This window comes from Idiomarina sp. 28-8, assembly GCF_000320945.2.
Classification (GTDB): domain Bacteria; phylum Pseudomonadota; class Gammaproteobacteria; order Enterobacterales; family Alteromonadaceae; genus Idiomarina; species Idiomarina loihiensis.
Window position 1 is genome coordinate 222,965 of sequence record NZ_DF266791.1, and the last position, 12,427, is coordinate 235,391.

11 protein-coding genes are annotated in these 12,427 nt (G+C 44.7%); 4 read left to right on the forward strand and 7 right to left on the reverse strand.

All coding sequences use genetic code 11. The features are described 5' to 3' along the window. Positions 1-15: 15 nt before the first annotated feature. From RJ32_RS08985 to RJ32_RS09005, 5 genes are all read right to left on the reverse strand, one after another. Positions 16-1,740 carry a toxin-antitoxin system YwqK family antitoxin gene (locus RJ32_RS08985; protein ID WP_011234812.1) on the reverse strand — a complete coding sequence of 575 codons (1,725 nt, stop codon included), beginning with the start codon at positions 1,738-1,740 and terminating at the stop codon, positions 16-18. After that, a complete protein-coding gene (locus tag RJ32_RS08990; RefSeq protein ID WP_034821392.1) occupies positions 1,740-4,058 on the reverse strand; it encodes a hypothetical protein in 2,319 nt (772 codons plus the stop codon). Before RJ32_RS08990 ends, RJ32_RS08985 begins: the two co-directional genes overlap by 1 nt. Before the next feature lie 126 nt (positions 4,059-4,184). Next, on the reverse strand, positions 4,185-4,535 hold the full coding sequence (locus tag RJ32_RS08995) for a hypothetical protein (protein ID WP_011234814.1): 351 nt from the start codon (positions 4,533-4,535) through the stop codon (positions 4,185-4,187). Then, complete coding sequence (locus RJ32_RS09000; RefSeq protein WP_034821395.1) at positions 4,536-5,696, reverse strand: benzoate/H(+) symporter BenE family transporter; 1,161 nt, start codon at positions 5,694-5,696, stop codon at positions 4,536-4,538. 21 nt (positions 5,697-5,717) lie between these two features. After that, entirely contained in the window at positions 5,718-6,512 is a 795-nt protein-coding gene (locus RJ32_RS09005; RefSeq protein WP_011234816.1) for a DUF817 domain-containing protein, read from the reverse strand. Between the two features lie 249 nt (positions 6,513-6,761). Here RJ32_RS09005 and RJ32_RS09010 point away from each other — a divergent pair, with 249 nt between their 5' ends. Beyond that, positions 6,762-7,430, forward strand: coding sequence for a haloacid dehalogenase type II (locus RJ32_RS09010; RefSeq protein WP_034821397.1), 669 nt, complete (start codon positions 6,762-6,764; stop codon positions 7,428-7,430). A 3-nt stretch (positions 7,431-7,433) separates the two neighbouring features. Here RJ32_RS09010 and RJ32_RS09015 read toward each other — a convergent pair whose 3' ends face one another. Then, positions 7,434-9,485 (reverse strand): TonB-dependent receptor, encoded by a 2,052-nt coding sequence (locus tag RJ32_RS09015; protein ID WP_034821399.1) that lies wholly within the window; start codon positions 9,483-9,485, stop codon positions 7,434-7,436. A gap of 98 nt (positions 9,486-9,583) precedes the next feature. Beyond that, complete coding sequence (locus RJ32_RS09020) at positions 9,584-10,129, reverse strand: DUF924 family protein (RefSeq protein ID WP_034821400.1); 546 nt, start codon at positions 10,127-10,129, stop codon at positions 9,584-9,586. Between the two features lie 144 nt (positions 10,130-10,273). On the opposite strand from RJ32_RS09020, the gene RJ32_RS09025 reads away from it, so the two are divergent. From RJ32_RS09025 to RJ32_RS09035, 3 genes are read left to right on the forward strand one after another with little or no spacing between them, the layout of a single operon-like run. Then, entirely contained in the window at positions 10,274-11,788 is a 1,515-nt protein-coding gene (locus RJ32_RS09025) for a PepSY domain-containing protein (protein WP_034821540.1), read from the forward strand. Beyond that, entirely contained in the window at positions 11,772-12,116 is a 345-nt protein-coding gene (locus tag RJ32_RS09030; RefSeq protein WP_034821402.1) for a hypothetical protein, read from the forward strand. Before RJ32_RS09025 ends, RJ32_RS09030 begins: the two co-directional genes overlap by 17 nt. Further along, positions 12,113-12,397, forward strand: a complete 285-nt coding sequence (locus tag RJ32_RS09035; RefSeq protein WP_034821404.1) for a DUF3325 family protein — start codon at positions 12,113-12,115, stop codon at positions 12,395-12,397. The genes RJ32_RS09030 and RJ32_RS09035 overlap by 4 nt, the downstream gene beginning before the upstream one ends. The last annotated feature ends 30 nt before the right edge of the window (positions 12,398-12,427 follow it).

Here is a 12,427-nt window from a genome sequence, read left to right on the forward strand (position 1 = left end):
TTAATAAGCTTTCGTTTAAGGGAATTCACTCAGTTCAAATTCATCCTCAAAGCGCTCCTCTTTCAACCGGCCATCCTCGTAAACCGAGATTGAAAACGGTTGCCCTGACTGAGTATAAGACCAGCTTTTTCCATGTCGCCTGTCTCTCTTATACTCGCTGATATTGTATAACGCGCCTTCATCAGTGAAGTTGACAACAATACCGTCCAGGTAGCCTTCACTATCGAATGACTCAACGCCACGCAAGTAACCTTGTGGAGAGTAAGTACGCCACTCCCCTACTTTAACGCCGTTTTCATAGCTTCCCCGGGATATTTCATAAGGCGCATAGCCAAGAGCAACTTGCCACTCTCCCTCGCGTTTCCCTTCGACATACTTGCCTTCAACAACGATTTCACCGTCGGCGTATTCCTGATAAGTCCCGTCTAACAAGTCGTCTTTATAGTGCTCGCGTAAACGCAAATCACCATTTTCACCATAGACTTCACGGACACCATCAAGCTTACCCTCTTGGTCGTAATGCTCGTTTATCTCACCGTAGCTGTCTTTTGAAACCCATTCACCGACTTTCTTACCATGGTCGTATTCACCGGACGTCGTAACCTTTCCGTCTTTATCCGTTATCGTATAAGGCCCATGCCGTTTACCTTCAACGAAACGAACTTTTTCCAGACCATTTCCATATCGGGAAATATAAAGGCCATGCAGATCGTAGCCTTTAAACTCGCGGCGGTCTCGCACGTTTCCATCTTCGTCATAGCTTTCGTTTAACCGCCAGCTATTATCAACAGCTTGACGATTTAAGCGAGTCAGTTGCTCCGAGTCGTTGTACCATTTTTTCTCTTCGACTAAACCATGCTCAGCGGTTTCAACATGTTCCATTGAGCGTGTTAACTGACCGCTTTCATCATAGCTACGGGATGTAAGCAGCTTTCCATCATCGTTACGCTTTTCATATTGCCTTAGCTCGCCGTTCTCGTAATACAGCTTAGTTTCGCCTACTCGTTTACGATTTTTATATTCTTGCGTTCGTTTAACCGAACCATCCTCATAATAGTCCGTTGACAAACCATTGAGCACACCGTCCTTATAAAAGGATTCTTTAACCAAATTCCCTTCAAAGTCCCAACGTTTTCCTATTCCTTGCTCAACATCATCTTTATATTCAGCTTCATACTTAACCTGACCATTTTCATAATAATGACGCATCAAACCATTACGTTCACCGTCTTTCATGGTTTTTTCGGTCAATAAGTAACCTGTCGACGCATAAGTTCTGTAAGGTCCATTGAGCTCACCATCTTTATAGGTCATCTCACGTTTTTTATGACCATTTTTGGAGTAAACGGTGGTTTCACCTTGCTGTTCACCATTAGTATCCCGCTGACCTTCCGATCTTAAAACACCAGATTCAAAGTAGGTTTTATACGGCCCAATCGCTATGGCCTCAGCAAAATTAAGGGAATCAGCACCGGTTTCATAATAAGGCCCGCCATCAATGTAGTTGATATACAGGCGAAAACCGTCGTCTGTTTTTTCTACTTTATCTAATAAATATTCGGCTTCACTTCTGTCATCTGTTGGCTGTAATTCATCATCCAGCCATTTAATTGACTTCTCAGCTTCAGCCACTGTTTTCGGCACTTCATTATTCTGACCATTTTGCTCGGCAGAAAATGCAAAGGCATTAGACACAATTAAACTGGAAGCGATAGCAAAAAGTACTTTACTGAAAGTCATTAATTGGCCTCCTGTAAAGATTCAAAATCAGGCATAGGGGGCAGTTGGTGAGTCCATTCTTTTGTTACCGGGTCACCTTTAGCAATAAGTTGCTCAACTTTGTCTACTCGCCCACCAATGCGTAAAAAACCGTCATCGGACACAAATTCACTAAACTCTGAATTTAAGTAGTCGACAGAATAGCCTCCATCGTTGTTCTGTGGCAAGACTGCTAACGCTTTCCCGCTATCGTTCAAAAAACGATACTTTCTTAAAAACTCACTCATAGCAACTTCAGCTTGCTGTTCGTCCCAGTCTTCCCCCAGCAAAGATTCAACCGGAATCATCCAGCTCTTTTCACCTAAGGCAATATCGACTGGCTGCCATTCCGGCTCCCCGTCACAACGAAGTTCTAAGGCAACTTCAGTATCATAAAAGAAACGCTGTACACCGTCGTCTGTCATTAATTGATAGACCACTTTTTTCGGCATTTTTAAATGCGAAACAACATTACGTCTATTCGGATCAGCGTTTTCTCTCATGACCAGCTTGTGTTTGTTTACCTTACTTTTGGCCTCGGCATCCAGTTCACAAACACCCGCCTGTTCAGGGCTTAGAGTTAAGTACAGCTGAGGGCGGTCAAAACTGGTAGGCTCTAATTCATCCAATGTCGATGTAGAGAACTGAAGATCACGATCATTAACTGAGACTGCCATCTCATCCGACTTGAACAAAGGAACGGTATCAACCGGGGCAATTGAGGTATCACTTCTAAGGGTTTCCTCATCATAAAAAACAATTTTCTTCTCAGAAGTTTTATTGTCTGTAACACGGTTGAATTTAAGTTCAATTGTCTCAGGCAATTCGTCCTCAAAAGCTATTCTCATAGTTACCGCATAGTCTCCTCGTTTGGCAATAGCTAAAGCGCGGCTCTCTGCACTAGATACCCAGTCAGGTGCCGATGCATCTGTGTCGTAATTTAAAACAGCCCGGCTAACCCCATTTACCTGACTATCGAAATAAGCGTCATTAGTGGCCGTTAATTTCAGTTCAAACTCTTTGTCCTTTTTGGTGGGAGTCAAAATCGCTTTGGCGCCATGCATTTCTATGCTCGAGCCGTCTTTATCTATTGGAAACTCAACAATTTCATAGCTTGTTTCATAGCGTTCCAGAGTCGCTTCTATTGATGTCATTTGCTCAAGATCATCAACGACATCTGTCCAGCCCAAAGGGAGTAAATGTATTAACGTTTCTGATTTTTCGTTACGACTGTCTGTATAGGTGAAAACCCCGTTTTCATGAAGCTTAATATCAAGAGCATCCCCTTTACTATCTTTAGCGATAAGGTCTTTCACTTTTATCGACATCGAGCCCATACTTTCAAAACTTACCCCGGGATGGCTATATGTCAAAGAAATACGACCGCCGTAAAAATCCATTTTTCCTGAGTCATTAGCTAATACTTCTGCATCGGTCGCTTTGTTGTTTGAGTTAAGTTCGCTAAAGTCTGTATTATCGATGGTAAAAGGCTCGTCATAACCTAAATGCTCGAGGTTCTGACCATACAGCCAGTCTTCCGGGAAAATTGACGTCACCATTCGCATTGAGCCATCAGATACCGCAGCTTCTTCAGGAAGAGGCATATCCATAATCATGGTTAAACGCTGAGTCCAGCCAGTGTCACGTTCCAGCACAACGTAGCCGAACACTTTTGCCTCATTATTTTCACCTGAAGCAGATAAGGTCACCGTGCTGTCAGTAAAGTCTTCAACCGTAAAGGTAATTTCAGGTAAAGGACTTTTGAGTTCTAAAACCTGAGTCGCGCCTTTTTCAACTTTTAAGTCATTAATAAAACCCGGGCGCCCCAACTCATCATTTAATATTTCCTGCAAAGGGTCTATTCCCTGCTTGCGGAAGTCCTCAGGCTCTTCATGAATAGTAAAGTCCACCATTGCACTGGTGTCTTTATCAATATCAACCGTGAACCCGGCATCCATCATTTTCCGAATGCTATCGCCAGAACTTCCACGACCGTCATCTTCAAAGCTCGTGAAATCACCCTGAGGAAATTCCATCCTCATATACTGGGGTCTCATTCTTATACTGTAGATATCCGGTTTATCGGACACTTCATAGTCCAGTAGCATCATAGTTTTGAGTCTTTCTGAACGGTTGCCGTAATGCTTACTCTCAACCTTGATGTTGGTATCCGAGTACATTTGATACCGTCGCTGCTCACCGTCATCGGGGTTAAACGATAAGGTCTTTGGAGGGCCGCTTTCAGAACAAGCTACAACAAGAAGAGCTGAAAAAGCCACGAATGATAGACGCCCTAACATAAGCTTCCTTAAAATTTATAAATGAATATGAATAAAGTCATATGATAAGCAGTATTAAATTTTGGCTCAATACAGTCCTCAGGCCTTAACAGATTCTTTACACTGATAACTCAATTAGGTGATTACTTAATATGACCAGTCGCCCTGTTCTTCCACCAATACAGTCTCATTATTTTGAATAACCTGAAGCAAACCTGATTCAAAAACTTTATAAGTCGTATTTCCGTTTTTGAATTGATATCCCTGAAAACGGCAAGGAGTCACTCCGTCAGCACAAAGTGAATGCAGTGTTTTGCCTTTAAGTTCTATGCGGTTACCTGATATTTTCGAGACTCCGACATAACTCACGTTATCGCATGTGACAGAGCCTTCCTGACAGTGACGCTCAATTTCAACAATATAGTGTTCTGTTGTCAGCGTATCTCCAAATGCTGCACCAGATAATATGAATACACTTAATAACATAAATTTTTTCATCTACTTTTCCCTGCTTACATTACTCAGAAAATAATAACCGGCCAAACCAATTAATAAGCCCCAGAATGAACTGTTAATACCTAAGAAATTGATGCCGGATGCTGTAACAATAAAAGCCATAACCGAAGCCAGCAAAGTCTCTTCATGACTAAATGCCTGGCGGAAATTAACAGCAAGCACCGGTAACAAAGCTAAGCCAGCCAGAGCCGATGTCGCTTCGGTTGGTAAAGCCAGAAACAACCCAACAATTAATGACCCGGCAAGCCCGGCAATGATATAGAAGACGCCGGCCGCCATAGCTGCTTTGTAACGCTGACTACGATCGGTATCGGCATCTGCGGTTTGACAAATAGCGGCGGTAATTGCGGCCAGGTTTATTGCGAAAGCCCCAAGCGGAGCCATAATGACACCGAATAATCCGGTCACCCGTAACAGCGGCGACAGTGGCACCGCATAGCCATTACTGCGCAGCATCATAATGCCCGGCAGGTTCTGGGAAACCATAGTGACAACATATAAAGGAATCCCAACTCCAACCAGTAAAGAGAAGTTAAACTCAGGCCATACCCAGACCCAATCGGGGGCGGAGACAATCAACTGGCTTGCATCAAACTGCTTTGTCAGCACCGGCAAGCCCACTGCAGCCAGCAACACCCAGAAAAAAACCAGCTTAGGTGTCAGCTTCCGCATCACAAAATAAACAATGACTAAAGTTGCAGTAATTAAAGGCTGATTATCAAAGGCCGGAACTAAAGCCAACACAAACTTAAGTAAAATGCCGGCCAATATAGCAGCCGCTATTTCGACCGGAATGTATTTTAATAGCCGGTCAGAAATACCGCTTAGGCCACTAAGTAAAATTAAACCCGATGAAAAAATGAAAATGCCGACCGCCTCGGCGACTGAAACACCGGCAAGGGCAATAATGAGCAGGGCAACACCCGGTGTAGACCATGCCGTCAGTATCGGGGCTTTGTACCGCCACGAGAGAAGAATACTGCTTAGCCCCATAGCTAAACCTAAGGCGAGCAACCAGGAACTCTGCAACTCAACCGAGCCATTGAGGCTTTTTACGGCTTCCAGAATTAAAACAACCGCACTGCTGTAACCAACAAAAACCGCTGTCGCCCCAGCCATAATATGAGAAATGGAAAACCTCATGGCACTTCCTTTGTGGTCTGTTTATATCGCTTCGTTTCTTCTGCGTATTTTAATTCTATTAATTGAAGCCACTAATACGAAGCTCAGTAGCATTAATAAAAACCAGGAGCTTAATTTGGCAAGCGGCACCATTTGCCACTCGCCAGACTGGTTCGGATAAATCCAGATATTGGCATAAGTGGCAATATTTTCAGCAAACCAGATAAATAGCGCAACCAGGAACCATCCCAGTAAAATAGGCATACTACGATGTGTGCTGTTGATTTTGTAATAAATAGCTGTCCGATAAAACAGGAAAAAAGTAAAGGCTAATAAAACCCAACGCATATCCCAAATATAGTGATGACTGAAAAAGTTGATATAAACCAGAGTTACTAACACCAAAGTGAGGCTCTTGGGCGGATAATAAGAGTATTCAAATTCGAAGATGCGCCAGACCCGGGCAATATAACTTCCGACGGCACTATACATGAACCCTGTAAATAGAGGCACGTTGGCAATACCAAAGACATAATCTTCCGGATAAACCCAGGCACCTATTGCGTCTGAGGTTTTAAACAACTCCATAATCGTTGCTACAATATGGAACACCAGAATGACAACGCATTCACGCAGAGTCTCAAGCCTGAAGACTAAAAGAAGAATTTGAAAGCCGATGGCGGCCAGGAAAATGAAGTCGTAACGATGTAATGCTTCCAGCGGATACCAGAACTTGGTTATCAACATGAGTGCCAGTAAAAAACCACCGAAAACACAGGCGTAAGCTTGTTTTACACCAAATAACCACAGTTCCTTTGCAAACGTTTTGATGTCCATATCTTCTATCCAGAGAGTTCAGAACAGGTAAGGCACTGAATAATAATGCCTTACCTGCCGACAATTTAGAAGCTAATGGTAACACCAAACCAGAAGTTTCTGGCTTTATCTTTCACCTTGTGAACATCCATAAAAACAACTTCACTAAAGGTACCTGGTCGATGACATACTCAAACAAATTAAAGCGAGCTAAATCCGTATTTTTTTCGTAGAAGAAGAACCTGTATTTAAAGTATCTGGAGTGTAGTTTTGACGAATTTGGCTTTTGACGTTTATGGCACGCTTATCGACGCACAAGGTGTGGTTTCAACATTAAGTTCATACCTTGGCACAGACAAAGCAGAGAGTTTTTCCAGTCGTTGGCGTGATAAGCAATTAGAATATTCTTTTCGTCGCGGGCTTATGCGGCAATATCAGGACTTTGCAATTTGCACTAAGGAAGCCTTGGAGTTTACCAACAACGAATACGGTTCACCTTTAAGTGAAGAGCAAAAAGAAGACTTGCTCGATACCTATACGCGTCTGCCCGCATTTGATGATGTCAAGGCGGCGCTTAGCAAGTTGAGCTTATCGGGCATGGGTTGCTTTGCTTTTTCCAATGGCAGCCAGGAGGCCGTTTCCGGGTTACTGGAGAAAGCCGAATTAAGCAGCTATTTTAATGAGGTTATAAGCTGCAAAGACATTAAAAGCTTCAAGCCTGACCCAGAGGTTTATCAATATTTTCTTGATAAAACGGGCGGTCAGGCTGAGAGCACCTGGCTTATCTCCAGTAACAGTTTTGACATTATTGGAGCTAACGCCGCTGGCTGGAAAACCGCCTGGGTAAAACGGACTAAAGAGGCTCAGTTTGACCCATGGGGAGTCGAGCCTACTATTACCGTAAGCTCGCTTTCACAGCTGATTGAAAATATAAAGTGAGGTTTAAAACTCGTACGACAGTTCAAAGCGAACGGTTCTTGGCTCCATTACATGATAATGCAAGTCTTCCACACCGGTTGCCGACTCGCCCGGCAACCGCGATGCATAAAAGTAGTCTATGTCGTGATCATTGCTATCAAACAGATTAAGAACCTGCAGGTTCATCGCCCAAGCGTTCCATTTCTTGCCAACCATAAAGTTTACAACCGTCGAGCTATCGGAACGTTCTGAGTTGTCTTCAACCAACGGACGCTCTCCCAAGTAGCGTAGACGAACCGTTGAAAACCAGTTGTCATCAAAGCGTTTTGTCACGCCCAGTTGAAGAATGTCTTCCATAGCACCAGGTATTTCCTGTTCAAGCACATTGCTGTCATCAAACTCAGCATCGGTATAAGCGTATTCAAGATCAAAACTTAGCTGGTCACTGTAATTGTAATAAGCAGCCAGTTCGATGCCCTGGCGTTTTGATGGACGGCTGGCCTCTGTATTACCAGCGTCTCCCACAAACAATAACTCGCTGTCCTGTTCTAATGACCACAGTGCCAGTGAACTGTTAAATTTGGCATTAGGCCGCCAACGCACGCCCACTTCGTAACCAAAGGTTCTGACCAACGGATCAACCGAATCAACAGCGTCACCATTATTTGGGTCAACAGTTGTTACCGTGCCTCTTGCATCGTTGGAATGAAAACCCTGCCCGGCTGACAGATACAACTCCGCATCGTCAGTTAATAAGTAGTTCGCACTTCCTTTAAAAGACCAGAGGTCATCCGAAGTTTGACCGTTGTTCGGAGTAAGTGCCACGTTATAGATATTGGCATCAACTAAAGAGTTAACGCCAAAATCAAAGTAGTCATAGCGCAATGAAAGGTTGGTTCTCAGCCTGCTGGTCCACTGATAGTCGTAACTGGCATAAACGCCGGTGCTCCATTCGTTAACCTGGTCGCTTCTTACTGTACCCAGTCGTTCTCGTTGCTGCGACTTGTGCAGGCCAACTTCGCCAATGTCGTCATAGCGAGTTGAGAAGCCCAAAGTCAGGTTGTTATCCGGATGCCAGCTACCTGATGCTCCGTAAATTTTTCGGTCATCAACCTGTTCAAACTGGTCACCCAGAACAGGTTCATCAAGGTAATACGTGAAGTTCGAAAATAACGACAATTCGTAGTCGATAACATAGGCGGTTAGCGCGTAATCGGCGGTCGTGTATATGGCATTAACACTGTAGCGGTGGGTTTTGCCGCCCAGAGTGTCATCAATTGAACCCAGCTCATCAATAATACCCTGGTTAACCGCTCGCGCAGGAATTTGGTCAGCACTGTTCCACTCGTTTTCGTAACCCATAGCTCCGAAAGTAAGCACGCCCTCAGCAGTACGGATACTGTGACGTACTACCGCATTGATTTTATCAACGTCCTCGTCAATATCCGTCCAGGGACCATCATAAGTCTGGTACTCAAGCCCGTATAATGTCGTGTTAGTAAGGTTCTGTGAAACGCTGTCAGCCAGCAAAACCCGCTGGTAAGCGTCTTCACCCAGGCTCACTTTTGCAAGGCCTTTTTTCCGCTTCATCTGGGTACTAAAACCCACGCTACCGGCACTGGAAAAGTCGCCCACGTCGCCGTGATAAGAGCCTTTCTGATAGGTCACCTGTTCAATCAGCTCAGGAATAAGAAAGTTAATATCGGTATAGCCGTGACCGTGTCCATGAGTTGGCATATTCACCGGCATACCATCAACATAAGTGGCGAAATCGGTGCCGTGGTCAAGGTTGAAGCCACGTAAAAAGTACTGGTTCGCTTTGCCGCTGCCACTGTGCTGAGTTGCACTCATTCCTGGAATAAGCTCCATTAACTCGCCGGTGCGCAACATAGGCCGAATTTCTATTTCAGGTTGCCCCAGCACACCTTCAGAAGCCGACATGGCCTGCCCCAGCAAATTCGCCTGATGCCCAGAAACTAATATTCGTTCAATACCATCGTGCGCCTCTACCTGCGTAGAGTTAAACAAAGCACCTGAAACAACCACAGAAAGAAATGCGAGCTTAAAAGTCTTCATTGACGGAGTTATCCCTTCTCAAAATTTTTCGCAGTTTACCTTACAGAAATCGCTCACAGTTAAAATTTGAGAGCAAAAGGCTAAATCTGGCGACAAAGTTAAAAACTGGAGCCCGGTTGCTTAAGGAAGGCTTCCTCATCAGCGGTAGATTCACGACCCAATATGGCATTTCGGTGCGGGTAGCGGCCAAAACGATCAATAATTTCTTTATGTCTCACTTCAAACTGATAGTTGTTTTCCAGGCCTGGTTGGTCGAAAAGCTCAATAGCCTGCTTGTGAATCAACTTCGACTCACTGTGCATATAGGGCATGTATAAAAAAGATTTCTCCTGGGGCTCTAAGGATTCGTCTGCGCTCTGAGCTACAGCTTCCTGCGCCAGCACCAAAGCTATAGCGTCCTGTGCAAAGGCTTTCGGGGTATCCCGATAGATATTTCGTGAAAATTGATCGAGTACAATAATTTCGGCTAAACGCCCTTTTTCAGTCTCACGCCAATACCAAAGCTCTCCTTTTTCAGCAGCTTCCAGGGTGGAAGAAAATCGCTTCTTAATCGATTTATCCAGCTCGTCACTTTTGACGAACCATTGCTTTGGCGTCAGTTCATTGAACCAGAATTCGATAACCTCGTTCGCTTTAGCAACCATATAAAGTCTCCAAAAAGTTAAGTCAAACACCGATAACGCAAATGATAATGGTTTTCATTAATGTATTTTTTGTGGTTTAATACGGCTCTGACAAAAACTAAACAAATCACCTTTACTATCATGAAAGCACGATTCAGAGACAGTATGACCTGGCTCCATACGTGGGCTGGATTAGTTGTAGGCTGGATACTGTTTGCGGTTTTTCTTACCGGAACATTAGCCTATTTCCAGTTCGAGATTACACAATGGATGCTGCCCGACGCAAAGCAAAATGCTACTCCCGAACAGGCAGTGGCACAAGCGCAGGGATACCTTCAGGAACACGCTCCGGACTCACCAGGCTGGTCTATTACTTTGCCCGACGAGCGTTCCACTACCACGACAATATTCTGGCGTGACCCGAATGCCAGTAATGGCCGTGGTTTTGAGTTCGCCGTACTTGATGGTGATGGTAAAAAAATTGAGCAACGTGAAACTCGCGGCGGCAACTTCCTTTATCGCTTTCACTTCGACCTGCATTATATGCCAGTATTTATTGCCCGCTGGCTGGTCGGCATATGCGCCATGCTTATGCTGATAGCCATAGTTACCGGCGTGGTCATACATAAAAAAATATTCAAAGACTTTTTCACTTTTCAGCCCGGTAAAGGGCCACGCAGCTGGCTAGACGGGCATACTATTACCTCGGTATTAGCTTTACCTTTCCATTTTATGATCACCTACACCGGCTTAGTCACATTAATGCTAATGTATATGTCCTCGGCCGTGTCGTTAAGCTATGGCGACAGAGGTGAGTTTTTTAACGACCTACAGTCCCAACCCCCTGCACTACAGGCAAGTGGTGAAAGTGCAGATTTAGCTGACTTGCAGGAGCTTTACTTTAAAGCGCGGGAAGACATAAAAGGCAACCCCATTCGTTTAGCGCAAATTAGTAACCCCGGAGACAAAAACGCCGTGGTCGCTTTTTACGAAGCACCGACCCAGTCACTTATGTCAGATTATACGACGCTGACTTATTCAGCTGTTAGCGGTGAGCAACTGCATGCTCAGCCCGTAGAAAATAGCGCAGAACTGACACGGCGCACCATGATAGGCCTGCACGCCGGCCGTTTTGCAGACACCCAACTACGTTGGTTGTACTTCTTTTCAGGAATTCTGGGCACCTTGATGATAGCCACAGGTCTGGTCTTATGGTTTGAGAAACGCAGAAAGAAACTGCAAGCCAATGGCAACCTGTCATTCGGCCATTATCTAGTCAGCGGATTAAATGCCGGCTTTATTATGGGCCTTCCACTTGCCGTTGCCACCTACTTCCTCAGTAATCGTTTGCTGCCCATCGCAGCCGACAACCGGGCTGAGCTTGAAATTGCCTGGTTCTTCTTTGGTTGGCTGTTAATGGTCTGCTATCCGCTGCTTCGCGGCGCCAAAAAAACCTGGCGAGACGGCGCACTGCTTAATGCTCTTGCTTACCTGAGCTTGCCCTTTATCAGCATTATTACTGTCGACCGCCACCTTATGAATTATCAGTACCCGCGCGACTGGCCTTTATTTGGTATGGATATCAGTTTCATTTTAACGGCAGCCGCGTTTTTAGGACTCACTTGGTACCTGTTCCGCAAATGGAATTCAAAGGAGACGCAAAATGATGTTGAAAGATAAAATAGCAAATGCGCCATCCAAACTGACTGTAAGTTATCGAGTTCTGCTAGCGACAGTCGGTGGGTTTATTTTGACACTTATTTTTACAGTCTTCATGCCTGAACTGTTTTTATGGTCTTTTGGCTGGAATAAAGCCACAAGCTTAATGTGGATGATGTTACTGAGTTTCGGCGTTTACTGCGGCCTAATTATGTGGATTATCGCCACTCGCAAATTACTGAAAACAAGTCTCATACTGTTGCTGTGTGGCATTGCTCTGACTATTGGCTTTACGCAACTGCAGTCACATAATTCAAACCAGCCAACCTCAACAGAGGTGACATCATGATATCGATTATCCTTTGGCTTCTGAGCATTACGGGCTTTTGGTTATTGTGTATTGTCACAGCCCGGCACCGAAAGCTATTTCATTTAAAGCCGTTAAGCCAGCGTGCCGAGCGGATCTACAAAATTGCAGGCTTTATATTGCTCGGTCTTGCTCTCGCCTGCACAAGCTTAATGCCGAACCCTGTAGACGGAATACTGGCCTGGTTTGGTATTCTGACTTTTGCCTCACTGTTTATTTCTGCTCTAATAGCCTTACGCCAGCAACGTAAACGCAGGGCATAAAAAAAGCCGGTGCTTTTTAAAGGCACCGGC